Origin of the sequence: Barnesiella sp. ET7 (assembly GCF_024733785.1) — a bacterium.
Classification (GTDB): Bacteria; Bacteroidota; Bacteroidia; order Bacteroidales; family Barnesiellaceae; genus Barnesiella; species Barnesiella merdigallinarum.
Genome location: NZ_JANRHM010000004.1, coordinates 179,731 through 205,653 on the forward strand (window position 1 = coordinate 179,731; position 25,923 = coordinate 205,653).

Below are 25,923 nucleotides of genomic sequence, written 5' to 3' on the forward strand. Positions count from 1 at the left end.
TTCCCCCTCCCACGGTACACGGGCGGTCCCTCGGCTCGGGATGCCCCGCAACTCCCGGGCCGAACTTTTTTTTACCCCTTTTCCCCCACGAAGAAGAGGTGCCGCCACAGAAAAAAAGTCGGGCAAGGCGTCCATTCGGCTCCCGACTTTTTGTACATTTGTCCCACGAAACCTATCGGAATAACCGTTATGATCAAGATATATGGCATGAGCACCTGCCCCGACTGCACCTATGTCGAGGAGCAGGTCAAAGGCAACAGCCGCTACGAAGTGATCGACATCGGGCGGCACGTGAGAGACCTCAAAGCCTTTCTGCGGCTGCGCGACACCCACCCGGCATTCGACGGCGCCAAACGCGCGGGAGCGGTGGGCATACCCTGTTTCGTACTCGACGACGGCACCGTCACCCTCGTGGCCGAAGAGGCCGGCCTGCACGCCCGCCCCGTAGCCGACGGTTCGGCCTGCAACCTCGACGGCAGCGGCTGCTGAACCCGCCACACGCCCCTCTGCCCTATGGAAACGGCAATGCCTCTCGTTCTCTTCCTCCACGGTTTCTTTGCCGCAGGAGCCTGTGCGCCTGCCCAAGCCTTGACCCAAGGTCTCGCGGGGCAAGCCCGGGTAGTTGCGCCCGACCTGCCGCTGCACCCCGGCGAAGCGCTTGACCTCGTCCACCAGCTATGCCTGCAGCACCATCCCGCCGCAATTGTGGGCAACAGCAACGGCGCATTCCTGGCCCAGATAGCCGCCTCGCGCCTGGGACTGCCCGCGCTGCTGGGTAACCCCCACTTCGAGATGACCCGCTTCCTCACCCCGCGTCTCGGGCCCCACGAATACAAGGCCCCGCGTGCCGACGGCCGCCAGCACTTCGTCATCGACCAGCCCCTCATCGACGAGTTTGCCCGGCTGCAACTGCACCAGTGGGACTACGACTCCCCCGCCAATCGCGACCGCATCTGGGGCCTCTTCGGCACGAGCGACACACTGGCCCACTACGAACCCCTCTTCCTCGAGCACTACACCCACGCCTTCCACTTCCCCGGGGCCCACACCCCTACCCCCGACGAGGTGCTGCGCTACTACGTGCCGCTGGTCGTGCAGCTCATCGACCGCTACGCCACCCGGTAGCCGCCGGCTCTCCATCCCTCTGCTAAAGTCTAAGGGATGAAACTCTTTCATCCTTCAAAAAGTAATCTTATCTCTTATCCTTAAGTCGGGATAAATGACAAGTCAGAAAATCCAATTATCGTACCCCACCCTCAAAGACAGACCAAGGGGGCACCCGGCCAGCCGGATACCCCCTTGCTATGAGGTTGCGACAGCGAATCAGCGATTGAGGTAGACAATCTTGTCGGCCTTGCGGGTACCGTCGGTGTAGACGGTTACCTTGATGACCAGGCTACCTTCTTGCGGCTCGGCAAGTTTGCGACCATCGATGGCATAGTAGTCGATGTGCGAAACCTCTTTTTCGACATTAGTCATGGAGGGAGCCTCGATAGCCGAGATGTCGGTCTTGGAGACGTCGTAAGTCACGTTTACCGTTTTGACAAACTCGTAGAACTGATTCTCATCGACCATGATGCCGCTCTCGCTATATTTGGCTACCCAAATAGCCATGGGGTCGATGGCGATTTCGCCTTTTTCGAGGTCGATCGAGGCACGCACCTTGCCATAGTTATTGGTTCCGGAATAGGCTACTTTGGTGGGCATATTGGTATCTTCGTCATACTCGCAGCCAGTGAGGATACGGTAATTCCCATCATTGGCCTGCCCGGTGAGAGTATAGCCAAACCACACTTTACCGGCTGTGCGATCGATGGTTCCGCTCAGGTGCACGCCATAGCCATACTGGTCGGCCTGCAAAATGTTGTAAATATCGATGTTATTGCCCGAGATGGTGACGTAGGAAGGACGTGATTCGATATACTCGTCCTGTTCATCGGCTGTTCCTACATATGAGGTATTGTTGGTAGTCCCATTGCAACGAGCAATGCGCGAGCCGCTGGAGAAAACGGACATTTGCATTTCTTCTCCTTGTATGGCCACGAGCATCAAATCGGAATTACACTCCCAAACGTTGTTGCCGATATATTTGTATTCGATGGGGCGCATGATTACCTCTTCGTCCTCGGTATTCCAGGGATAGAGATAAATCAAATAGGATCCAAAGTAATCGAACACAGGGGTCCCGGCGGGGATACTTATCTTGCCGGTCGTCTCGCTATACTCGGCTTTGAAATCGAGGCAGTTTCTCATATAAAATCCGCTGAGTGTAATCGAGTCGTTGTCAGCCGGCTCGATGGTGAACGGCTTCATCGACGCGAGGCTTTTCACGCCATTATAGGATTGTGAATTTAAAACGATGAAATCGCCTGTCATTTCACTCATCGAGGGGACTGTCGTTGTTTCTTGTGCGCAAACCGAAGCTGCGGCAGCCACTGCCGTGGCCAGTAAAAAATGCTTTACCATTGTCTGTTTTTCTTATTTATTGAATAATTATTTTTTTGACCATTGTTTGTGTGTTGTCGCCCGAGAGTTGCAGCAGGTATACACCGGCAGCGGCTCCGTCGAGGGAGAGTGTCAGCTCTTCGCCGGCAGCAACCTTGCCAATGGCACGGGTAGCGACACAGGCGCCTTGCAGGTTATACAGTTGCAAGGCTACCTGACTGTCGTCATAACCGAAGAGCACCCGCACACAGTTGCCATCGTTGACTACCAGATGCGAGCGGTTGTCGGCCAGACTCGGCTCAATGCCGCTTTCGTAACGGATACACTCTTTGATACCTGCATAAGCATCGATTTTACCATAGCCCCAAAGATTGGACCCACCATCGATTGTGCCGGTAAAATCGTCCTGACGGGAGGTTTTCTGCAAAATCTCACGGGCTATCTCGGGAGTCATTTCGGGGAAGGCCTGCAACCAGGTAGCCATTACACCTGTCACAAAGGGCGAGGCCATCGAGGTACCCTGCATATAGCCGAACTCATATTTCTTGTCGTTCCATGTAACGGTGCTGTACTTGAGCTTGCTGCCCGAGTAGTAGCTCGAGAGCGACGAGATGATGTAGGTACCGGGGGCGGCAATGTCGGGTTTCACACGACCGTCGGCCGTGGGACCCTTGCTCGAGAAGGAGGCCAAGGCGTCTAACGTCTCGCCCGAATAGGAGGGTATGCCGTATTGCGTGCAGTGGTCGCGAGAGACATAAGCCCCTACCGAGATGATGCGTTTGCCGGTGCCGCCCAGCTCGTCCATGGACAACTGGTCGTTGCCGTCGAGGAATCCGGGACGGTCGTAGCTGCTGAGCGAAGTGGTGAACTCGTCGGTCCACAGGTGTATCGTGCCGGGATTGGACGAGATGATGTAGAAGCCGCGGTCGTAGCCCTCGGTGATGGAGTAAAAGTCGGGAGCGAGAATGAGGTGGGTTTTCCCGTTGACGGGATTGATTTCACCCTCGACGCCCAGACTGCCCCACACGCCGTCGACATTGGTATCAAAGGTGTATATGGTATTTTCACACACGGTGGAGTTGAATCGGGAGGGTTCGTATGTACGCTCTACCTTGTTTTCCTTGATGTTGTAAACGATGGGCACAAAGGAGACGTCCATGCCGGGGTCGCACCACACCTCGACGGTACCATACTGCCCGTCGATATAGTTGAAGTCGAAGAATGTGGCCAGCGTGTCGGGCTCATTGCCTTCGAAGGTCTTGCTCACGTGGTATTTCGTACCGCCGCTGTTGCCGCTGGAACCTACCAGCAGACGGCCCGGGCCTTGCAGCTCGTCGGCCAGGCGGTCGAAGGTAGAGGAGCCGTCGCGCGGTCCCCAGTAGGAACCCAGGCTCAGGTTCACCACGCAGGGTTTGCCTACCGACTGGGCATAGTCGAAGATGTATTTCACACCGTCGATGATGGCCGTGTTGTCGCCCGTGTACATATCCTTGCTGTTGTACGAAACCAATACGATGTCGGCATCGGTAGCTACACCGTAGAGACCTTTGTTGTCGGTATTGTCGGCACCGGCAGCGATACCCAGCACGTGGGTGCCGTGGGTGGTCTGGTCGGTATCGTACCCCTTGGCGAGAATGGCCTCGGCAGTGGTGTATTCACAACCGTAGTCGAAACCTTCGGGGGCCGTGCCCGAGGCGTTCTGATCCCACACCCGCTTGATGCGCAACTTGCTCTTATCGCGGGTATAGAAATCGGGGTGCGTATAGTCGAAACCGTTGTCGACCACACCGACTACTACCCCACTGCCCCGGTATTCCTGGGGAAGCGATACGCCGGTTTGTACGTCGTCGACGAGGGCATCCTTGCGGGCCTCGTTGAGTCTCGGCTTGACGGGCGTTCCCATCTCGACATATTTCACTCCCTCGAGAGCGGCTACCTGGTCCAGGGCCTCGAAGGGAATATCGGCCGTGAGTATCTGACCGATGACCGAGCGAACCTCTACACCGCAAGGGGTGAGGATGTCGGGGGTATACCCTTCGTTCAAGTGAATGAAGGCCGGGATGACCAGTTGGCCCCGCGTATTGAGTTTCTTCTGGAGCGGAGTTTTGCCCGACTGCCGGCTATCGGCTACTTTTTCCTGTTTGATACGCTCGACATAATGTCGCGTGTATGGGGACAATTTGGATTGCCCCCATACCGACAGTGACATTATAGCGAGCAGCGTCGCTATAAATAGTTTCTTCATGTTGATTTGCAATTAAGACTTACCGAACAATAATCTTTTGAACCGAGTCATTGCTCTTAACTATATAGATACCGGGATAAAGCGAACGCTCATAAACCGTCTCGGTAAACGAGTCGACAAGCATACCGCCGGCGCTGTAAATTGCAACGGCCCGCCCATCGGGATTGTCCACTCTCACGCTGTTCTTTCCTGTTGTAATCACGAGCTTGCTGTCTTCGCCCTTCACGGTTTCGATACCCGACGGTGCATCGAGACGAATATCGAATACGCGGAGATACTCATGGAATTTCTCGGAGGTCACGTGGAACGCATAGTAGTAAACGCCATCTTCGTCGACCGTGATAGGTATTTTATATTCGGTTACCGGATTATCTTCGCCGACACTGGGTACCTCGGGAATATCGAGCAGCAACTTGGTCTGCTCTTCGGGAGTGCGGCCTTTGCCGAATGTTATCTCCATCGACTCGGGATATTCGGCCATCGACGAATAGGCTTTGAACAGCAAGGTATAGTTTACGCCCTTCTTATAATTGATGGGAGGAGCAATCAGCCAGTCATCGGCAGCCTGCGTTTCGTTATAGATATACAAGGCAGCGCCGATGCTCTTATCGAAATTCCAGCAGTAGCCGTCACCGTTCGAATCGATCAGCGTATAGTAGCCAAACATATCGTTCGGTTCGGAGAACAGTCCGCCATAAGGAGGATTGAGAGGCAAGCCGAGCACAAGCTCTTCGGAGAATGAATAGCCACCGTCTTCGCCCTCATAGGTCGAGACTACGAAATATCTGTAATAATTCATGTCGGCGGGGTGCGTCTCGGTAAAGGTGCACTCTTTAAGATTCTCGGCTACCACGCTATTGGTACCCTGGTAGTAACCGGTTTGTTTAATTACTCTGTAACGAATGTTGTCTTTGTCGATAATAGCACCGTTCATGCCTGTGGTAGGAGCTTCCCAGGTGAGCGTGGTCGTGAGGCCCTCATAAGAGAGTTTTACGTTGGTAGGAGCAGCAGGCAGGTCATAACCGGCATAGAATGTCCGTTGGATAGTGGGCCCTGATCCCTTTTCGTTCGACAAGGTAATCGATACGGTGTGATTGTCGTTCAGCAAGGCAAGCTCCTCGCTCTTGAATAATGTGCCGGCTTGAGCCGTAGCGTCGACAAGCACCTTGTCGCCCTCGACAACCTTTATCTTCAAGTTGGAGTCGGTGAAGGGGTTGCCTCTATAATCGTTCTCGGGCAACCGGAATTGAATAGAGCCGCTTGCCGACCCCTCTTCGGGGGTTACATATTCAAAATCAGAGATAATGCCCGGTGCTCCGTTGTTGGGTTCTTTGAACCAAGCGCCGCTCACTTGATAGCAACGACTCAAATAAGAGACCATGGTAGCCTCGGCATTCGTGAGGTTCACCTCGAAGATGGGCGAATACTCGCTGTCCAGCTTGTAGCTGTTGCTTTCGAGTATCCAATAGGCCTTGCCCGTAGAGCGGTTGAGGAACATGGCCTGTTCGGTTCCGCTATTAAACAGATAGTCATCCGGGCCGAGCAGGTTCTTGGCGGTAATGTCTCTTACCTTCACGGCCAGGCCATCGGTCTTCCTGATTTTATAGAGGCTCGATACGCCCGAATCGATTACGATACTGTAAAGCATACCGTTGTTTGTCGAGACCAGAGTCTTAAAGCGCAGATTGCGATCAAAGTTGTCGCCTACCCGGGTCATATCGCCGGTCGCGGGATCGATTTCGACCAAATGAGAATCGGTAAAATCGACAACAATACCATAGATTTTGTCGTTGGTTATATCGTAGGCCAGCGAGGTAGTGGTGCACGCGCAGTTGTCGGGCAACACCTTTTCGTCGAGCACCTCGTAGGTTTCGGCATCGAGAATGGTCCACACCGGTTTTTGGGTAGACAGGTTGGCCTCGTCGTTGTATACGTTGCAATAGATTTTACCTTCGTGATATACACCGCCACCTGCAATATACCGACTGAACAAGACTCCGTTATCGTCGGGTTTGAACTGTTGGTCATACCCGAACTTGTACATACCCGGAGTCATCTCGTCGATTTGATTGATTGCCGAGAAGGTCACTATACCATACATCTCGACACCCTCCATGGCGATTCGCTGATTATACTCCTGAGCGACAGCCATATTCACACTACCCAAAAGCAATGCGGCCGACCACAGGAAACCTTTAAATAAGTTTTTCTTCATAGTTATATTAGTAAATAAGGCACTGCCCCTTGACAGGAGCAGTGCCATTGTTGATGGGTTTTATTTCTTAATCACTTTCAGCGTGAGAGTATTGCCTTCGCCGGTTACAGCTTTCACGATATAGGCACCGCGATTGAGACCGTTCAAGGCAATCATGCCGTCGGCATTGTCGGCATTCATTACCAACTGGCCTTGCATGTTGAATACCGAAACACTTTCTACATTTTCGGGAACATACAGCATGGCAGTCGATTGAGCATAGTAGATACCACCGTTGTCTTCTACCTCGGCAATACCCGAGCCACCCGATACCTTCTCGATCTTGAAGTCGTCGATGGCAATAATACCCGAGTTGGCTGCCGTAGCAAGGAACTTGAAATAGAAGCAGTAGTCCATATCATACTTGGGAGTATATTTTACAAGATACTTGGTCCACTCCTTGGCAGGCTCGGTCATGGCTTGCAGCAACGGCAATTCAATGCCGCTTTCATCTTGTGTATAGGCTTCATAAAGGCCACCTATCGTAATGTTCTCACCGTTACCCGGCATATAGAGGTAGTAGGAGATTTCGTAGGTCTTACCCGCTTCGAGCGAGAAATAAGGCGTATACAGAAGCTCGTCTCTTGCACCCAAAGTGTACTCGTTGGCGACAACAGCATATTCGCCCGAGTGAGCAGCCACGGTATTTTCGGGCATGGTAGTTACCCGGAAGAGAGCAGAGCTCGAGGTGCGGCAACCCCACTTGTTGGTGAAATTCGTATCGTCGACATCCGTGCGGTTTTCGAAATCCTCTTCATAGGGGAGTTCTACCGGCTCGTCCTTGGTCATCAGGCGGTATACCTTGAAGCTCTTCACCTGAACCTTCGAACCGTTTTCGCTCTCGACATGGATACCGAAATAGTTGCTTTCGTCCTCGGGGAGGAAAGTACCACCGACTTCCATCAAGGCATAGTTGCTCAATATGACATTGTCGAAGCTGTAAATTACCTCGGTCTGATCTTTCACACTCGAACCGTTACCGCGGGTGAAAGTAACATCGGCATATTGGTCGACATCGGTCATAAACTCGCACAATACATAGTACGATTTGCCCGGCTTCAAAGTAAGTTCGGGCGAGATGAGCCACTCGTCTTTGCCGGTGGTTACCATCTGGCCACCCTCGGCAGCCCAAGTCTTGCTGTCGTTGTCATTGTCGACAGCGGTCCAGCCGTTATCGCCCTCGGCAAAGTCGAAGATTTGGATTTGTTCTTTCAGGTAGCCGAAGGTGAAGCTGCTGAGCGAAACCACGGCAGTCGTGGCAGGGCCGGCCTCGGTATCGATGCAAGGCACAAATTTATAAATCTTTTGGCCTGTGAATTTATCAAAGTCGGCATAAGTATAGGTAAACGACATGGGGATACCCGTTTCGGCATCGACCGTACTTGCGTCGGGCATAACCACCGTAGGCTCGGCAATGAGTTCGGTGCCGTCATAAATTTGAGTCTTTATGACAGAACCCTTTTGTATCGTTTCGCCGTCGACATCGACAAGGGGGTGATTCCAGCTGAAGATTATGCTTTGATTGGAGCTGATAACCATAGCCCTTGCATTCATGACAGCTGCCGGCTTCACAGGTTCAATCTCAACGATTTGGTCTACGGCAAAATCGTCAATCTTAATATCGACATCGCTGGCACCATCGCTCGTGACTTTGATTACGAAGCAATACTCGGCAGCCTCATCGACGGTAAGGTCGAAGCTCTTTTCTTCCCAACTGGTCATGCCGGTCTGACTATTCACCTCGAGGACGGGCTCGCCCACGATGCTCTCTTGATTTTGATCCGTAGCTTTGTAAATGGCAATAGAATTATTGGCTTTCCCGCTCAACTGGAACATATTGAACTGGAAGCTAACCGTGTAGACATTACCCGGTTCGAACGAGAACTTGGGCGTATAGGCCACCTCTTCCCGTGCCTCGGGAGCATTGCCCTTAACCATCAAGGCATTGGGCCGCGAATAGGCGTTCATATAAATCGTAGCAGCCTGAGAGACATTGCGCACATAGAAACCAAGCTCATCGCTGCTGCGTTCTACTCTCCAACCGGTGGGTATTTCGGTATTTTTGTCGAAATTCTCGAAATAGGGAAGCTCCATCACCGGTGCCTCTTGATACTCTTGAATGTAGCATACGTTTACATCTCTCACACGCATACCGTTTTCTATATTACCGGCTTGGAAACCTATATAATAGGTACCGGCGGTCTCTACACTGAACTGCGGCGTGCTCGTGCTTACGAACCCGTTGTAGTAAATGTTGTTGAGCGACAGAAGCTCGGTATCCATGTTATCAGCGGTTTGAGCATCGCCCAACCATACTTGGAGGTTGCCTGCAAACGCTTCACTTGTAGCTACATCGAATTTAACGACATAACGCTTGCCCGGTTCGAGTTGTACACCCGGGGTAATGGCCCAGTCGTTGTGGTCGCCCGAGCTGGTCGTAGGTATGGTGATAGCCGAGGCCGAATAGTTCCACGTGCCACCGCCGTCCTTATTTTCGATAACCCATTTTGCAAAATCGTCGGCCGTATCCAAAGGTATATCCTGCAACAGAATTGCCTCGCCATTGATATCGTCGAGGTTGATGCTTGCTTCGACAGGCAACGATTCTATGTCGTTAATCGAAGCTACGACACGATACAGAGCCATACCGCCGAATTTGGCAGGAGAATAGGTGTAGGTATCTTTTTCACCGACAGCGCGGTCTTCCAAGGTAGCCACCTTAACACCGTTTTCATAAATCGTGATGTCGAGAGTTTCGATAATAGGAGCTTCGGTGACATCGAACGCGGGGTTGGTCCAGTTCAAGGTTACCGTTTGCTCTTTATGATTGGAAGAAACTCTCAAACCGTCTACCGGTTGGGGCTTGGCTTTCGAGGTTTGCGATACCGAAATCTTATCCAACGAAATGATACCGTTGGGATTGGCCGTCGTCAGGTTGAAACCTATATACACATTGCCCGACTGGCTGCAAGTCAAACGAATCACTTTGTCTACCGACCCGCTGCCCAAATTGATGCTTTCGGTCGTGAGGCTGTTGGTCATGCCTGCGGCCGTAGGAGTAGTACCCCATTTGATAACAACCTCGTCGGCATCGAATGCACCGGCTTGCGAGAGGGTGTAACGAATCACGTAGTCGTTGCCGGCAACCATATTCAAGGCCGGCGTGATGAGCCAGTCGTTGGCTTCGCCTATGGCCATGTTGCCATTATATGCAGGACCGGCATAACCTTCTTCCATGGCCCATTTCACATTATCGGTGTTGCTATCGATGACAGTCCAGCCATTAAGAGGCTCGCTCTCGTCAAACCGGGTCGAATAAATTTCGTTCTCCTCGGGCATTACCTCTACATATTTATCTATGGCAAACGATTGTATCATCAGAGTATTTCCACCCGTAGTCGATGTGTTATGGAACGAGAAATAGTAGTTGCCACTCGATGTCGGGGTAAAGATAATTTCCTCTATGTTTTCTCCTATTTGGTCAAAGTCAAGCTGTTTGATGGGCTGCATTTGAGCCTTATCGGTACCTTGTGTAAGGGTAACGACATCGTAATCCTTGGGAGCACCGTCTATCGCAATATTGGTTGTAATCTTATAAGTTACACCACCCTCGAGAGTTACCTGCGGCGAGAAAAAATCGTCATCGTGCGATCCCATACCGAGCATAACGCCGAAGCCGCTCCATGGAGTCCAAGTCTGGCCGTCATCGTTGTTGTCGGCCGATGTCCAATTTTCAGAATTATTTAAAAAGTCGATGCTGTAAGGCACTTCTACGACAACCTCTTCGGGAGTCTCGCCCGCATCATCGCCCTCATACAATTTGAACTCAAAAAGGAAACATGGGTTGCTGAACGCCGGACTCGTGTTGTGAAATGCAAAATAGAAAGTTCCGCTCGAAGGTGCCTCGAACGGAGTTTTTTGGGCTGCGGGATACTGCGAAGTATCATCGAGGGTAATATCGTTCAATTTTACGAACGTGCTCATATCGCTGGCCGAGCTCGCATAACCGATAGAAAGGATGCAGCCGTTCATACCAGAATTTAGCATACAGGCATTGCTCTCAATCGTGTATACCTTACCAGCTTCGAGCGTAAACCCGGGCGACACATAATAGTCGTTACACTCCGACGCATAATCCGTCATCATCATGACACTGCCATAATAGTTACCTCCAATATAGGCCCACCGGGCATTATATCCCCAGGTGGTACCCGGCGTGGTACTGTTATCGACCGCCGTCCAGCCTTCCTGGCTATCGCCAAAATTAATCGAATACGGCAACGCGGTCTGCGCTTTACCGACATTTACCCCCGCAAGGAGAATAAATGTAAACACTACAAGTATTAGTTTTCTCATATCAACTGTTATTAAGTTATATTGTATTCGCAAGTTATAAAAATTAAAAATATTGAATATCTCAATATTCATAAAAGCGATTCACTTTCATGTATATTGAAATTATATTCACTATTTTGCAAATTTAGAATCTCCTCTTTTCATATTTATAAGGATATGCTCTCTACACACTACCACAATCTACAATAAGCAATTGTCTTTTCTATAAATGTCTATATTCATTAAGTCTCTCGCACCTTGCACACCTTGGAAGAATTTCGCTTTTACAACCAAACTCCCCCTCGACGAATGCACGAAAAATAACCAAACCTTCAACAGGAAACAAGAATACCTACTGCTACACTATACACCGATGCACACACCTGCCCATCACGACCCGCTAATGCCGCGACTCTCTTTCTATGAAACTGGTATGCACTTTTTTCATTACGTCTCTCCTGCTCGATGTCATCATTATACCACTGCATCTTGCCGCCATTTTTATAGAAATCCATGCAAAGATATAACATTATTACAAAAATAAGCTATTAAGTCTACTAATTTTACAACGAAACTCAAAAAAAGATAATATTCTGCTTTCGTTTTTTTGCTCTACGGTCACATTTTTCCAAGAGGCTTTTGATTCTCCGTGCATGACAATAGACTCAGAGTCAACCCTTCAGGTCCAGACAGAGCTTCGGCGAACAATCTTTTCAACCCCGCTACAAGCACTTGAACCGGCTCTTGCATTCGCCGCTGCAGAAGAGAAACGACTCCCCCAAAAGCGTATGCCCATACGCTCTACACATTATTATATTATACCTATATGGAGGTTTTCCCCGAAACCGGTACCCCCTACCTCCTACCGGCGACTCTCGATAGCTACCTTGATTACTCCGTCGGCTTTGCTCTCGAACAGGCGGTAGGCTTCGTCGATGCGGTTCAGCGGGAAGCGGTGGGTAATCAGCGGCGTGGTATCGATCTGCCCCTCGGCAATCAGGCGCAATATCTCGGCACAATCGCAACCATCTACCCCGCCGGTCTTGAAGGTCAGATTCTTGCCATACATGTCGGGCAGCGGCAACACCTGGGGCTTGTCGTAGAGGGCCACGACAGTGACTATCGCATTGGGGCGCGCACTCTCCCACGCCAGGCGGAAGGTGTCGTCGCCACCGGCAACCTCGAGCACCACATCGGCACCACCGTGGTCGCTGTGTGCCCGCACAAAGTCGACACACCCGTCGGGTGCAGTCACCAGCACCTGCGGGTAATGCTCGCGCACGAAGCGCTGACGCTCGGGAGACTTCTCACACACGATTACCCGGCACGGATGCTTCAGCAAGGTACACAACAGGGTACAGATGCCCGTAGGACCGGCCCCGATAATGAGCACCGTATCGTCGGGCGAAACCTCGGAGATGCGCGTGGCCCAGAAACCGGTAGCCAGAATATCGCCCACGAAGAGGGCCTGCTCGTCGCTCACCCCGGCCGGGATGGACGTGAGGCCGCAATCGGCATAGGGCACCCGCACATATTCGGCCTGGCCGCCGTCGATGCGACAGCCCAGTGCCCAGCCGCCCTGCGGGTCGGTGCAGTTGTTCACATAGCCATGTTGGCAGAAGAAACACTCGCCGCAAAAGGTCTCGACATTCACCACCACCCGGTCGCCGGGAGCAACCGTAGTAACAGCCGGGCCCACCTGCTCGACAACACCAACCATCTCGTGCCCCACGGTGATTCCCGGCACGGCCCACGGCACACTGCCGTGCTTGATGTGCAGGTCGCTGGTACAGATACTGCCAAGGGTTACCCGCACAAGAGCATCGCGCGGGTCGATAAGTTGAGGCAACGGTTTTTCGCGCAGCTCGAACTTGCCGCGCTCGACATAGGTATAGGCTAACATGGTGTATATTCTCCTTTCTCTTTCTTCGATTTTTATACAAATACAGGCAAAGGCGAGCGTAGAGACAACCGGGAACCACGTTCCCGAGTTTGGCTATGCCGAGCCGACTCCTGTATTCGTGGAACAAATATAGTAAAAGGAGAGAGCAAAAGAGGTAAACCTATTTGAGATTTTGTGTATCTTTGAATAAGACAAGTGTCGTTTGGGCAGAGTCAGATTTGAAAACCTTGGGTTTCATTTGCCTCCGCATTCACCTTTCTCTATATTTGTAGAATATAGGGTGCGTCTCAGCATAAAAAATCAAGCGAGCTTGTTTTTCTACTTTCGACTTTTGCTATCTTTGTAGAAGACAAGAGAAGCTCGACGAAGTCCGAAGAAAAGGAAAGTCGTGTGTTCTGTTTATCCCGGCTCTCTCCTTTTCTTATCGTATAACAGGCAGTAAAGACAAAACCGATATGAGACATCGAACAAAAAAAATACTCAAGATTACCGGCATCACGCTGGTGTCGATTGTGGTACTGGTGACAGCCGTCATCGCCGTGGCCATCAATTTCGTATTCACGCCCGAAAAGCTGACTCCCGTCGTGCTGAAGGTCGCCAACCAGAACCTGAACGCCAAACTCGACATGAAGAGCGTGGAGCTGACCTTCTTCTCGACCTTCCCGCGATTCGGGGTGAAACTCACCGACGGCTCGCTGGTGTCGAAATCGATACGCGACTCGTTGTGGCAACGCACCGACTCGCTGCTCACCTTCAAACGGGCGATAGTCGTGGTCGATGTGGCCGACTATCTGCGGGCCAAGAAAATCAGCCTCAACCGGCTGCGCCTCGACAGCATCAACCTCTATGCCTACAAAGGGAAGGATGGCGTGGCCAACTGGGATATTGTGGCCTCCGACACGGTGGCCGAGACCGATACCACCTCGACCGGACCGATTGCCAGCGAGATAGACATACGGCGTATCGTCGTGCGCCATGCCACCGTCACCTACGACGACCGCGAGACCCGGGTCTTTGCCAACCTGTGGGATGCCAACCTCAAACTGAGCGCCCACCTGAAGCGGGGCCACTCGATGCTGGCGCTCGACTTCGACAACAAGAACATCCTCTTCTGGCAGGATGGTGAACTGCTGGCTCACCGCATAGCCTCGCGGCTGAAGACCGAAATCGAGTTCAACCGGGCCCAGCGCACCATCGCCTTGCACGACGCCCTGCTCGATGTCAACGGCGTGGAACTCGACCTGAAGGGGTCGGTACGCCGCGACACCGTGGCCAAAGCGCTGGACGTAGACCTGCAGTATGGCCTGCATGCCCCCTCGCTGGAGCGGGTCTTGCACATGATTCCCGAGAGCGTGGTCAAGAAGGAGGAGGTCTCGGCACAAGGCGACGTGACCCTCAACGGTATCGTGAAGGGACTGTACGGCAAAGACCGAATGCCCATGATTACCCTCAAGGTATTGATAGACAAAGCCTCGGCCAAATATGCCCGCTTGCCCTACGGTATCGACGAGTTTAAGGCCGACTTCTTCGGACAGGTCGATCTCTCGAAGCAGAAACCCTCCTACCTCGACCTGAAGATATTCCACTTCAAAGGGGCCCACACCGACATCCTGGCCGATGCCAAAGTGACCGACCTGCTGGGCGACCCCGACATCACGCTCAATACCCAGTCGACCATCGACCTGACGGCCCTGGCTCAGACCTTCCCCCTGCAAGAGGGGGTATCGATCGAGGGGAACGTCGATGCCGACCTGCGCCTGCGCTGTCGCCTGTCGTCGATCAAGAAGAAAGACCTGGGGCGCATCAAGGCATTGGGCAAACTGAACATGACCCGCCTGGCCCTTCGCGACAAGAACAAAGATTTCGAATTCACGAGCGACGCCTCGCTCCGCTTCTTCGGCAACGACGTACTGGGAGCACAGGCCCAAATCAAGAACATCGTGCTGCACTCGCCGCAACTCAACTCGACCGTCGAACAGCTGTCGGCCTCCATCAAAACGACCAACCCGCAAGATACCACCCGCATCGCCACGGTACGATGCCAGGTAAATGCCAACAAACTGAAGGCTTCGATGAGTGACTCGCTGCTCCTCTTCTGCGGCAAAACGAATGCGACCGTTCATCTGCAACCGGCCGAGAACAAACCTACCCAACCCCAGGTACAGCTCACACTCGAGGCCGACACCCTGTTCTGCCGCCTGGGCGACAACCGGCTGGGCATGGACAAAGCCGGCATCCGTCTGAAAGCCAAACAGGTAAAAGACTCGATATGGATACCGCAGGGCACGGTGGGATTCAACCGTCTGTTTGTGCGCACCCCCATGTCGTCGCTTCCCATACGGGTACAGAAGACGGCCGTATCGGTGGGCAACCGCACCATCACCCTGCACAACGCCACCATGCGCATAGGACGGTCGGACCTCACGGCATCGGGCTCTATCCACAACCTCTATGCCGCCATGCGCCGCAACAAGATGCTGAAGGCCAATCTGAGCCTCACCTCGAGAAATCTGAACTGCAACCAGCTGATCCGGGCTATCTCGTTCCCGCAGGACACGACACAGATCGAGACCGAAACCGACACCACCTCGACCCCGCTCAAACTCTTTGTCATCCCCAAGAACATCGACTTTGAACTGCAAACCAACCTGAAGCGGGTGTGCTACGGCAAAATGCTCTTTACCAACGTACACGGAGCCGTCGATGTGCGCAACCAGGCCATCCACCTCAAGGAGCTCGGCATGGAGGGATTGGGTGCCACCATGAACACCACCCTCATCTACCAGGCCCGCGAGCCCCAGTCGGGCTATGCCGGTTTCGACTTCAAGCTGCACAACATCAACATCGGCAAGTTGGTCGACTTCATTCCCTCGCTCGACACCATCGTGCCCATGCTGCGGTCGTTCCAGGGTACCGTCGAGTTCAACGTGTCGGCCGAGTCGGCTCTCGACTCCTGCCTCAACCTCAAGATACCCACCCTGCGGTCGGCCATCCATGTCGAGGGCGACAGCCTCGTGCTGCTCGACGGCGAGACCTTTGCCGAGATTTCGAAGAAATTCCTCTTCAAGAACAAGGAGCGCAACCTCATCGACAGCATCTCGGTCAACATCAGCGTGGCCGACGGCAACGTGACCGTCTACCCCTTCGTCATCGAGATGGACCGCTACCGGGCTGCCGTGGGCGGCACGCAAGACCTGGACATGAACTTCAACTACCACATATCCATACTCAAGTCGCCCATCCCCTTCAAACTGGGATTGAATATCTCGGGCAACCTCGACAAGATGAAGTTCGGCATGGGCAAAGCCAAGTACAAGGATGCCGTTACCCCCGTCGAGATACACAAGGTCGACAGTACCATCGTAAAGATGGGCGAGCAGATTGTGCGCGATTTCAGGCGGGTGATGCGTAGGTAGCGGCCAAACGACTGCACGCCACCCGGCCCGACCAATCGCCCCCTATACCATTACCCCCGGCAGCCACAGGTCTACGACTTGCAACGGTCGGGGGTAATCGCTGTCGAACTCTACCCGACAGGATACAAAAATCCCTGCGACCCGGCCGGGTGCGCAGGGAGCAAAATCATTTCATAAATACGAAGTAGACGGCCAGAACCAGGCAACCGAAAGCGGCTATGTGGTTCCAGTGCAGCGACTCGCCCTTGAAGAAGACCACCGAGAAGATGGTGAAGATAATGAGCGTAATCACCTCTTGTATCACCTTCAACTGCATGAGGCTGAAGGGACCGCCGTTCTCGCGGAATCCCAACCGGTTGGCCGGAACCTGACAGCAATACTCCAGCAGGGCAATACCCCAACTGAGCAGAATGACCCCGTAGAGCGGCCAGTTGCTGATGACCTTCATCTCTTGCAACTTCAGGTGGCCATACACCAGGCCAGCGTCATAAAAATGTTGGATATGATAAGTAACCCTATCGAATATAAACCCTGCATATCTTTTTCTCCTTTTTCAAAAATCGGGGGCAAAGATACGCATTAAAAATGAGAAACAAAGCGAATCGTGACAAGAAGCTCATCGCGCAGCGCATTCACACGGCACACCCTGCTCTATCCCTCATCGTGAACCCGGCGCTATGCCCGACCATCCGGCCAGAACGCCGGTCGAGAATCGCCCCACCCGGTCTCAACGGGACAAATTCAGAGGCGATACAATCCACTGCTTATTTGATAAAAAAAGTTAATCTCCCGGTCGAATGGCAAAAATGCGCCATCTTTGTAAACCAGACAGCACGACTATGGCAGAGAAGACTATCGTTACCCAACCCTGCAAGGTATCGCCCATGCACTACTTCGGGCGACTGCTGCGCACCTGGCTCTACCGCAACTGGGCCTGGCTGGCGCTGATTGTGGTGTTGCTCGTGATGCTGTCGGTTCACAACCCGCTCTTTATCTACGTGGGGCTCATGGTGGTATTTCTTGTTTTCCCCTTGATTCTCTACTACTTGTGGTTCGCCTATGCCCTGCACCCCGACTGCCGGGCCTCGATTCTGACGAAACAGGTGGAGCTGGACGAGCGGGGTATCACTTGCCGGTTCGAAGATGACCGCACCGAGACTATTGCCTGGAGCCGGGTAATCGACGTGCAGCGCTCGTCGAGCGACCTGGTCTTCTACCTGTCGAAATATGTATTCTTTATTTTGCCCTGCGATTCGTTCGAGTCGCCCGACGATTTGGAACATTTTCTGAAAAAAATTCTCGAGCCGGCCCTCAAGAACCAAAAATAATTGTATATTTGTAGAATATAGGATACGGCTCAGCAGAGGCCAATCGTGAAACCCTGCGTTTCCCTTGTTCTGCTTTCGCCTTTCACTATATTTGTAGAATATAGGATACGGCTCAGCAGAGTCCAATTGTGAAACCTTGCGTTTCCCTTGTTCTGCTTTCGCCTTTCACTATATTTGTAGAATATAGGATGCAGCTCAACCAGGGCTAAACCGAAAGGGGAAGAAGCAACAACGAGTCTGCTGCCCGAGCCGGCTATCCAGAAGTACAATTTTTTTGCACATGAAGCTATTCAAATCTATCTTTCCATATTCGCTGGCGGCAATTTTCGCCCTTGTCACTATGGCTCCGGCCGAGGCCCTGACCCTCGACCAGGCCCGCGAACTGTACAAGGCCGGGAAGTATGCCGAAGCGGCCCCCGTATTCAAAGCCCAACTGAAACGCCGCCCCAACGACGGGTCGCTGAATCACTGGTACGGGGTGTGTCTCTTCCACGAAAAGAAATATGCCGAAGCCGAAAAGTACCTGAAGGTGGGCGTCAAACGCAAAGTGCTGGAGTCGCCCCACTTTCTGGGCGACGTATATATGGCCCAATATCGTTTCGACGATGCCGCAGCCAGCTATCAAGACTATATCGATGCACTGGAGAAGAACAAGAAGCAGGTACCCGACTCGGTGACCGAAGCGATTGCCCGGGCCCGCAAGGCCAAGCTGATGCTCAACCATGTAGAGCAGGTGCAGGTTATCGATAGCCTCATCGTCGATGCCGACTCGTTTTTCGAGCATTTCAAGATGACCCCCGAATCGGGGCGAATAGGTACAGCCGAGACACTGGACGTCGCTATCCCCGACAGCACCATCGGCTACATGCCGCAACGGGGCGACAAGGTATTCTTCGGGATGCCGGTCGAGGGCAAAGGGTATGAACTGTGCGCGATGAACAAACTCACCGACGGCCGCTGGAGCCGCATCACACCGCTGCCCGAGGGGGTCAACACAACCCGCAACGAGGCCTACCCCTTCTTCCTGAACGACGGGGTGACCCTCTACTACGCCTCGAACGGCGAGGGCTCGATAGGCGGATACGACATCTTCATCACCCGGCTGAACCTCGAAAACAACACCTACCTGAAACCCGAAAACGTGGGCATGCCCTTCAACTCGATCTACAACGACTACATGATGGCCGTAGACGAGATGCTCAACATCGGCTGGTTTGTCTCGGACCGGGAGCAGATACCGGGCAAGGTGACCATCTATCTGTTTATCCCCAACCCGAGTAAACAGACCTACGACCTCGACGAAATCAAGACCGACATCAAATCGCTGGCCCTCATCCGCTCCATCCGCGACTCGTGGCCCGAAGGTGCCGACTATACCGACCTGTTGCAGCAGTTGAACGACATTCAGGAGGCGCAAGTGGTGAAGCGTCCCGACTTCGTTTTTGCCATCTGCAACGGAGTACACTACACCACGCTCGACCAGTTTACCAGTGCCGAGGCACGCAATCTCTATATCAAGGCCAACGAGGCACGCAAACACATTGCTCAACTGGAATCGAAAGTGGCCGAACTGCGGCCCCAATATACCCAATCGCAAGGGACTACCCGCCAACGGCTCTCGGCCGAAATCGGGTCGCTCGAGTCGCAGTTGCTCTCGCTCTATCCCCAACCCGGGGAGTATGAAAACCAGGCTCGCAAAGCCGAGCTCGACGCCCTGCAAAAACGACGTTAACCTCGAAATCGACTAAATACTTACAGCTATGTTCGACATTCTGGCCATCGCCCTGCTGATAGCAATAGCCCTCACACTGGCTGTGCTGGAGATTTTTTTCCTCCCCGGCATCACCATCGCCGGCATCTGCTCGCTCGTCTTCTACGGAGGGGGCATCTACTATGCCTACACGATATACGGGTCGAACGGCGCCGTCATCACCCTGCTCATCGCAGCCATAGCCACCATTGCGACCCTGATCGGATTCATGCGATCGCGCAGCTTCGACAAGGTGGCCCTGCACACCGAAATCGATTCGGTCGTCCCCTCGCAGGTATCGCCCGACATACAGGTGGGCGACAAGGGCGTAACCCTGAGCCGGTTGAACCCCATGGGAAAAATCATGGTGGGCAAGCACACCCTCGAGGCCCAGGCCGAAAACGAACTGATCGACGAGGAGACCCCGGTACGCATTACCCGCATCGAGTCCAATGTAGTGATTGTAAGCAAAGCCGAGTAATCCCCCATATAAAAATAAGAGAAAAACAATACTAACAAACAATACAGATAATGGTAGCAATCGGACTATTACTGGCGTTCGGTATTATCGTAATACTCGCCATATTCTTCTATTTCGTGCCCTTCCTGCTATGGATTTCGGCACAAGTGTCGGGAGTGAGAATCTCACTCATACAACTCTTTCTGATGCGTATCCGTAAGGTTCCGCCCCAAGTCATCGTGCGAGGCATGATCGAAGCCCACAAAGCCGGCCTCAAAAACATCACCCGCGACGAACTCGAGGCTCACTACCTGGCCGGCGGTCACGTAGAACGCGTGGTTCACGCCCTCGTATCGGCCTCGAAAGCCAACATCGACCTGGGCTTCCAGATGGCAACGGCCATCGACCTGGCCGGCCGCGACGTGTTCGAGGCTGTGCAAATGTCGGTAAACCCCAAGGTAATCGACACCCCGCCGGTTACCGCCGTGGCCAAGGACGGTATACAGTTGATAGCCAAGGCCCGCGTAACGGTGCGTGCCAACATCCGGCAACTGGTGGGTGGTGCCGGCGAAGACACCGTGCTGGCCCGCGTAGGCGAGGGTATCGTCTCGTCCATCGGTTCGTCCGAGTCGCACAAGCAGGTGCTCGAGAACCCCGACTCCATCTCGAAACTGGTGTTGAAAAAGGGCCTCGACTCGGGTACGGCCTTTGAAATTCTCTCGATCGACATTGCCGACATCGACATAGGCAAAAACATCGGGGCTACCCTGCAAATGGACCAGGCCCAGGCCGACAAGAACATCGCCCAGGCCAAGGCCGAGGAACGCCGCGCCATGGCCATCGCCCTCGAACAGGAGATGAAGGCCAAGGCTCAAGAGGCCCGCGCCAAAGTAATCGAAGCCGAAGCCGAAGTGCCCAAGGCCATGGCCGAAGCCTTCCGCTCGGGAAACCTGGGCATTATGGACTACTACCGCATGAAAAATGTCGAAGCCGACACTGCCATGCGCGAAGCCATAGCCAAGCCAACGGCCAAGCCCGAGAAGTAATTTCGGGCCCCAAAAGCCGATATTTCGTCGTCAAAAGAAGATTATCGGTCACAAAAGCAATTGGAAAGAAAAAATATTCGTATATTTGAAACCTTTTTGACAACAAAGTTGTTATATAGGAAAACAAAATAAACAATGATTATGATGTTTCAACTACCGCCACTGCCCTATGGTCCCAGCGATTTGGCCCCGGTTATCAGCCAGGAAACCATCGAATACCACTACGGCAAGCACGAACAAACCTATATCGACAACGTGAATAAAATGATCGAAGGCACGCCCTATTCCGACATGCCGCTCGAGCAAATTATTCGAGAAGCCGAAGGCGCCCTGTTCAACAACGCCTCACAAGCGTGGAACCACATATTCTATTTCTTCTCCTTCTCGCCCAACGGTCGAAGAGCACCGCAAGGGAAGTTGGCCGAAGCCATAGAACAACAGTGGGGAAGCCTGGAAAATTTCCAGAAAGAGTTTGAACAGGCCGGCGTGACCCTTTTCGGGTCGGGCTGGGTATGGTTATCGAAAGACCCGCAAGGGAAACTGATAATCAGCAAAGAGAACAATGCAGGTTCCCCGCTGACCAAGGGGCACACACCGTTGCTGACATTCGACGTGTGGGAACATGCCTACTATATCGACTACCGCAACAGACGAGCCGAACACCTGCACCGCTTGTGGGAAATCGTAGACTGGTCGGTTGTCGAGTCGAGATACAACGAATAATTCGCATAGTCGCGCGTGAGCGTAACTCTATCTAGCACTTTAAAATAAGCATAATGTGATGAATTCTAAAGAAGAGATGCTGCGTGAGCAGCGTCTCTTTTTGCTTTAAAAAGAATTAAATCGAAATACAAATAGATATATTTTTATCTATTTTGCATACAGATGATAAATTTTCCCTATATTTGCTATCATTCAGATGCAATAATTGCATCTTTATTTACATTTTTAATTACAAATATCACATGCCTATGGCCACTAAAAAATTTATTCTCTCTGAGAAAGAGATTCCGCAGGCTTGGTACAACATTGTCGCCGACATGCCACACAAGCCCATGAGCCCGCTGAACCCGGCCACCAAACAACCGCTCGCCGTCGAAGACCTCTACCCCATCTTTGCCGAAGAGTTGTGTAAACAAGAGCTGAACGCCACCGATGCTTGGATAGAGATACCCGAGCCCGTGCGCGACATGTACAAGATATGGCGCCCCACCCCGCTGGTGCGAGCTCTGGGTCTCGAGAAGGCACTCGACACGCCGGCTCATATCTATTTCAAGAACGAGAGTGTAAGTCCCGTAGGCTCGCATAAACTCAACTCGGCCATTCCCCAGGCCTACTACTGCAAACAACAAGGTGTGACCAACATCACCACCGAAACCGGTGCCGGGCAATGGGGGGCCGCCCTCTCGCTCGCCGCCAAAGCCTTCGGTCTCGAGCTGGCCGTCTATATGGTCAAGGTGAGCTACCATCAGAAGCCCTACCGCCGCTCCATCATGCAGACCTTCGGTGCCCAGGTAATCGCATCGCCCAGCATGTCGACCAAAGCCGGACGCAAGATTCTCACCGAGCACCCCAACTACCAGGGAAGCCTGGGCACGGCCATATCCGAGGCGATAGAGCTTGCCCTGAGCACCCCCAACTGCAAATACACCCTGGGCAGTGTGCTCAACCACGTGTCGCTGCACCAGACCGTCATCGGCCTCGAAGCCGAAAAACAGATGGAGATGGCCGGCGAATACCCCGACGTCATCGTCGCCTGTTTTGGCGGAGGGTCCAACTTCTCGGGCATCGCCTACCCCTTTCTGCGCCACAAGCTGCGCGAAGGCAAGGAGATCCGCCTCGTGGCTGCCGAACCCGCCTCGTGTCCCAAGCTGACCAAAGGCGTATTCCAATACGACTTCGGCGACGAGGCCGGCTACACCCCGCTGCTCCCCATGTACACCCTGGGGCACAACTTCGCACCGGCCCATATCCACGCCGGCGGACTGCGCTACCACGGGGCCGGGACCATCGTCAGTCAGCTCAAGAAAGACGGATACCTCGAAGCCGTCGACATCGACCAGCTCGACACCTTCAAGGCGGCAACCCTCTTTGCCCAGAGCGAAGGCATCATTCCGGCCCCCGAGTCGGCCCATGCCATCGCCGCAACCATCAAGGAAGCGCTCCAGGCCAAAGCCGAGGGTAAAAAACGGTGCATCCTCTTCAACCTCTCGGGGCACGGACTCATCGACATGGCCGCCTATGACCAATACCTGGCCGGCGACCTCAGGAACTACAGCCTCTCCGAAGATGAAATCAAGAAGAATATCAATGAGTTAGACAAGATTATTTAACCATGCAAAAAAACTCCGGGAAAAATATTCGAAAAAATAATTGATTTTTTTCGTCCAAAAATTTGGTCAGTTCAAAAATACCGCCTATATTTGCATCGCCTTTCCGAAAGAAAGCAAGCTGGCGGTTTAGTGTAGTGGCCTAGCACGCAACCCTCTCACGGTTGAGACTCGGGTTCGATTCCCGGAATCGCTACAACAAGAAACGAAAACTCAAAAGCCTATCAATTAGACTTTTGAGTTTTTTTCTATCCCAAAACGGGACAAAAACGAGACAAAACGGGGATCAACGTAAAAACGGATCAACGTAAAAACCTGAGGGGTAAAAACTGGTAAATTTATATCTCTGTTAGAAACAAATCAGCCACAGACGGTTATCGTAGATCAGCGAAAAAGCGAGGCAGTAGAAAAATGGTGGAGACTTGTTTTCCAAATCAACATGAATCCCGACCTTTTTCGTATGGAAACAAATCAATTGGATGTTCTTGCGGAGCCGTAGAAAAACGGTGGAGGATTCACAAAATCCCCCTACATCCGACCGACGAAATCGAAAAGACAAGTTTCAAAGGAGCGAGCAATATATCTGCTTCTTCCATTACAGGGCAGGCGTGGTAGCATTGTCGGGGCTGGAGGTGCGGCGCGACTTCTTCTTTTCTGGCGCAAATATCTTTTTGAAAAAACGATAAATTCGGCTAATGATACCGGCTATCCCCCCAACAAGAAACGCTATGGCGGAGAGCCCGAACACGACAAAAGCGACAATCGAACAGCCTGCAATAGCCAAGACCACCGCAAACATAACCATATAACCAAAGAATTCGAACAGAAACATATCGTCGTCTCCTATTGTCTTTACTGATGGGACCAAGCGATGACAGAAGGTTAAACAGGCTTGAACTCTCTGCCACCCTCCGTATTCTACAAATATACGGAAATCGAGCTGAAATACAAATAGAAAGAGGTCTGTTTCAGTATTATACTCCTTTTTCAGAAGAGAGAGGTAGCCCCGACGGTTCGACTGTCGTTCCGCCCTTCCATTCGTTGCGTACAAGAGCAATAACTATTTTAGTTTAAAATTAGTAGCTAATAGCAACTAATTAAAAATATAGTATTACCTTTGCGCTGAAAAAAACAGAGATGCCATGACGAATGAATTGCTGGGAACAACCGTAGGGAAGCTGCGGAACAAGCTGCACAGGCTTATGAAACAGCGGTATGCCGCCGAGGCTGAAGTGAAACTGACGGTCGAGGAGTTTATCCTGCTGAACATGATCGAGGCACAGACCGACCAGATTTTGCAGAATATCGCCATCGCTACGGGTAAAAACAAATCGGTAGTGATGCGCATGATCGACTCGCTGGAGGAGAAAGGGCTAGCCAAACGAACGGTCAACCCCGAGGATCGTCGCGAAAATCTGCTGAGCATTACCGACAAGGGGGCCGAGGTGGTGACGCAATATCAGGCTATCGAGAAACGGCTGTCGAACGACCTGCTCGAGGGTATTCCGGCCGACGAGGTGGCGACCTTTTTCCGCGTGGTCGACCTGATAACCCAACGGGCCAACCGCCTGTGATGCGGCAAAGGTTCTCCCTCCCGGGAACCCCCGCTCCATCTTGAGGTGTACCCCTTCCCTATCGGGACAGGCTATATAATACGGCCGACGGTATATCGAAGAGTGTCAAGCCTATCCGAGCGAAACAGACCATTCGACCCATCCCCGGACATCGGACAATTCAAACATGCTCCTACCCCCTTAAGCAAGGCAGGAGGAGCAGAATTTTTAAATGGATACTGTTTTAATCAAATAGTTGCTATTGTAGATTATTTATATTACAAATTATTGTATATGAAATACATCACTTTCATTTTCACAAGTTTCCTGCTCTCTGCCCCTTTTGCCCTATCCGGACAGACTACGGGACGCGTCATGAGCCTGGACGAACTCTTCGCCCTGACCGACACGCAAAGCAAGAGCATCAAGATATTCGAATCGGCCGTGACCGGGGCCGAGAAGAATATGTCGGTGGCCAAGAATGCTTACCTGCCCACGGTAGACTTTTCGGCTTCGGCCACCTACAACGGCAATGCGTGGGTATCGGATCGCGACTTTTCCAACGGGCAGACCTTCGCCTCGCCCCATTTCGGCAACAGCTTCTCGATCGAAGCCTCGCAGGTAATCTTTGCCGGCGGGTCCATTCATCACCAGGTCAAGGCTCTCGAGGCCCAACAGAAGATTGCCGAGTGGGACCTCGCCGCCCACCGGCAGGAGGTCTATTTCCTGCTCACCGGCTACTACCTCGACCTGTACAAATACCGCAACCTGCTCACCGTGTACGACCGCAACATCGAACAGACGTTGCAGGTGATTCGCGACATGCGGGCACGCGAGGCGGCCGGGGTGGCGCTCGAC

General features: G+C 52.7%; 17 protein-coding genes, 1 tRNA gene and 1 pseudogene. 12 read left to right on the plus strand and 7 right to left on the minus strand.

The features are described from left to right. The first annotated feature begins 189 nt into the window (after positions 1 to 189). Together NW211_RS04075 and NW211_RS04080 are read left to right on the plus strand one after the other, a co-directional pair. Positions 190 to 489, plus strand: a complete 300-nt coding sequence (locus tag NW211_RS04075; protein WP_087407700.1) for a glutaredoxin-related protein — start codon at positions 190 to 192, stop codon at positions 487 to 489. Between the two features lie 24 nt (positions 490 to 513). Beyond that, positions 514 to 1,125, plus strand: coding sequence for a YqiA/YcfP family alpha/beta fold hydrolase (locus NW211_RS04080; RefSeq protein WP_258327003.1), 612 nt, complete (start codon positions 514 to 516; stop codon positions 1,123 to 1,125). Positions 1,126 to 1,323: 198 nt separating this feature from the next. Here the strand turns inward: NW211_RS04080 and NW211_RS04085 are convergent, their stop codons facing one another. From NW211_RS04085 to NW211_RS04105, 5 genes are all read right to left on the minus strand, one after another. Continuing rightward, entirely contained in the window at positions 1,324 to 2,466 is a 1,143-nt protein-coding gene (locus tag NW211_RS04085; RefSeq protein ID WP_258327004.1) for a hypothetical protein, read from the minus strand. Positions 2,467 to 2,482: 16 nt separating this feature from the next. Then, positions 2,483 to 4,690 carry a S8 family peptidase gene (locus tag NW211_RS04090; protein ID WP_258327005.1) on the minus strand — a complete coding sequence of 736 codons (2,208 nt, stop codon included), beginning with the start codon at positions 4,688 to 4,690 and terminating at the stop codon, positions 2,483 to 2,485. 19 nt (positions 4,691 to 4,709) lie between these two features. Then, a complete protein-coding gene (locus tag NW211_RS04095) occupies positions 4,710 to 6,905 on the minus strand; it encodes a choice-of-anchor J domain-containing protein (protein ID WP_258327006.1) in 2,196 nt (731 codons plus the stop codon). Positions 6,906 to 6,965: 60 nt separating this feature from the next. Next, complete coding sequence (locus NW211_RS04100; RefSeq protein WP_258327007.1) at positions 6,966 to 11,225, minus strand: T9SS-dependent choice-of-anchor J family protein; 4,260 nt, start codon at positions 11,223 to 11,225, stop codon at positions 6,966 to 6,968. Between the two features lie 916 nt (positions 11,226 to 12,141). Beyond that, positions 12,142 to 13,182 carry an alcohol dehydrogenase gene (locus NW211_RS04105; protein ID WP_258327008.1) on the minus strand — a complete coding sequence of 347 codons (1,041 nt, stop codon included), beginning with the start codon at positions 13,180 to 13,182 and terminating at the stop codon, positions 12,142 to 12,144. A 455-nt stretch (positions 13,183 to 13,637) separates the two neighbouring features. Between NW211_RS04105 and NW211_RS04110 the strand changes: the two genes are divergently transcribed. Continuing rightward, positions 13,638 to 16,598, plus strand: coding sequence for an AsmA-like C-terminal region-containing protein (locus tag NW211_RS04110; RefSeq protein WP_258327009.1), 2,961 nt, complete (start codon positions 13,638 to 13,640; stop codon positions 16,596 to 16,598). Positions 16,599 to 16,764: 166 nt separating this feature from the next. Here the strand turns inward: NW211_RS04110 and NW211_RS04115 are convergent. Beyond that, positions 16,765 to 17,135, minus strand: a pseudogene (locus tag NW211_RS04115) (DMT family protein). A 302-nt stretch (positions 17,136 to 17,437) separates the two neighbouring features. Between NW211_RS04115 and NW211_RS04120 the strand changes: the two are divergent. From NW211_RS04120 to NW211_RS04150, 7 genes are all read left to right on the plus strand, one after another. Then, positions 17,438 to 17,926, plus strand: a complete 489-nt coding sequence (locus NW211_RS04120) for a YcxB family protein (RefSeq protein WP_258327010.1) — start codon at positions 17,438 to 17,440, stop codon at positions 17,924 to 17,926. Positions 17,927 to 18,206: 280 nt separating this feature from the next. Then, on the plus strand, positions 18,207 to 19,658 hold the full coding sequence (locus tag NW211_RS04125) for a tetratricopeptide repeat protein (protein WP_258327011.1): 1,452 nt from the start codon (positions 18,207 to 18,209) through the stop codon (positions 19,656 to 19,658). Positions 19,659 to 19,686: 28 nt separating this feature from the next. Next, complete coding sequence (locus tag NW211_RS04130; RefSeq protein ID WP_087407744.1) at positions 19,687 to 20,157, plus strand: NfeD family protein; 471 nt, start codon at positions 19,687 to 19,689, stop codon at positions 20,155 to 20,157. Between the two features lie 50 nt (positions 20,158 to 20,207). Further along, entirely contained in the window at positions 20,208 to 21,182 is a 975-nt protein-coding gene (gene floA / locus NW211_RS04135; RefSeq protein WP_162611665.1) for a flotillin-like protein FloA, read from the plus strand. 141 nt (positions 21,183 to 21,323) lie between these two features. Further along, positions 21,324 to 21,905 (plus strand): superoxide dismutase, encoded by a 582-nt coding sequence (locus tag NW211_RS04140; RefSeq protein WP_258327012.1) that lies wholly within the window; start codon positions 21,324 to 21,326, stop codon positions 21,903 to 21,905. Between the two features lie 248 nt (positions 21,906 to 22,153). Beyond that, positions 22,154 to 23,515 carry a TrpB-like pyridoxal phosphate-dependent enzyme gene (locus NW211_RS04145; protein WP_087407746.1) on the plus strand — a complete coding sequence of 454 codons (1,362 nt, stop codon included), beginning with the start codon at positions 22,154 to 22,156 and terminating at the stop codon, positions 23,513 to 23,515. Between the two features lie 120 nt (positions 23,516 to 23,635). Beyond that, positions 23,636 to 23,708: transfer RNA gene (locus NW211_RS04150), tRNA-Glu, on the plus strand. A 399-nt stretch (positions 23,709 to 24,107) separates the two neighbouring features. Here the strand turns inward: NW211_RS04150 and NW211_RS04155 are convergent. After that, a complete protein-coding gene (locus NW211_RS04155) occupies positions 24,108 to 24,344 on the minus strand; it encodes a hypothetical protein (RefSeq protein ID WP_258327013.1) in 237 nt (78 codons plus the stop codon). A gap of 310 nt (positions 24,345 to 24,654) precedes the next feature. Between NW211_RS04155 and NW211_RS04160 the strand changes: the two genes are divergently transcribed. Together NW211_RS04160 and NW211_RS04165 are read left to right on the plus strand one after the other, a co-directional pair. Further along, on the plus strand, positions 24,655 to 25,086 hold the full coding sequence (locus NW211_RS04160) for a MarR family winged helix-turn-helix transcriptional regulator (protein WP_258327014.1): 432 nt from the start codon (positions 24,655 to 24,657) through the stop codon (positions 25,084 to 25,086). A gap of 273 nt (positions 25,087 to 25,359) precedes the next feature. Beyond that, the coding region (locus tag NW211_RS04165) for a TolC family protein (protein ID WP_258327015.1) at positions 25,360 to 25,923 on the plus strand (564 nt) is incomplete at its 3' end.

Bases quoted from the DNA above. Each gene is read 5' to 3' on its own strand.
- NW211_RS04075 (WP_087407700.1), top strand. From the start codon at position 190: ATGATCAAGATATATGGCATGAGCACCTGCCCCGACTGCACCTATGTC.
- NW211_RS04080 (WP_258327003.1), top strand. From the start codon at position 514: ATGGAAACGGCAATGCCTCTCGTTCTCTTCCTCCACGGTTTCTTTGCC.
- NW211_RS04085 (WP_258327004.1), bottom strand. From the start codon at position 2,466: ATGGTAAAGCATTTTTTACTGGCCACGGCAGTGGCTGCCGCAGCTTCG.
- NW211_RS04090 (WP_258327005.1), bottom strand. From the start codon at position 4,690: ATGAAGAAACTATTTATAGCGACGCTGCTCGCTATAATGTCACTGTCG.
- NW211_RS04095 (WP_258327006.1), bottom strand. From the start codon at position 6,905: ATGAAGAAAAACTTATTTAAAGGTTTCCTGTGGTCGGCCGCATTGCTT.
- NW211_RS04105 (WP_258327008.1), bottom strand. From the start codon at position 13,182: ATGTTAGCCTATACCTATGTCGAGCGCGGCAAGTTCGAGCTGCGCGAA.
- NW211_RS04110 (WP_258327009.1), top strand. From the start codon at position 13,638: ATGAGACATCGAACAAAAAAAATACTCAAGATTACCGGCATCACGCTG.
- NW211_RS04120 (WP_258327010.1), top strand. From the start codon at position 17,438: ATGGCAGAGAAGACTATCGTTACCCAACCCTGCAAGGTATCGCCCATG.
- NW211_RS04125 (WP_258327011.1), top strand. From the start codon at position 18,207: ATGAAGCTATTCAAATCTATCTTTCCATATTCGCTGGCGGCAATTTTC.
- NW211_RS04130 (WP_087407744.1), top strand. From the start codon at position 19,687: ATGTTCGACATTCTGGCCATCGCCCTGCTGATAGCAATAGCCCTCACA.
- floA (WP_162611665.1), top strand. From the start codon at position 20,208: ATGGTAGCAATCGGACTATTACTGGCGTTCGGTATTATCGTAATACTC.
- NW211_RS04140 (WP_258327012.1), top strand. From the start codon at position 21,324: ATGATGTTTCAACTACCGCCACTGCCCTATGGTCCCAGCGATTTGGCC.
- NW211_RS04145 (WP_087407746.1), top strand. From the start codon at position 22,154: ATGGCCACTAAAAAATTTATTCTCTCTGAGAAAGAGATTCCGCAGGCT.
- NW211_RS04155 (WP_258327013.1), bottom strand. From the start codon at position 24,344: ATGTTTCTGTTCGAATTCTTTGGTTATATGGTTATGTTTGCGGTGGTC.
- NW211_RS04160 (WP_258327014.1), top strand. From the start codon at position 24,655: ATGACGAATGAATTGCTGGGAACAACCGTAGGGAAGCTGCGGAACAAG.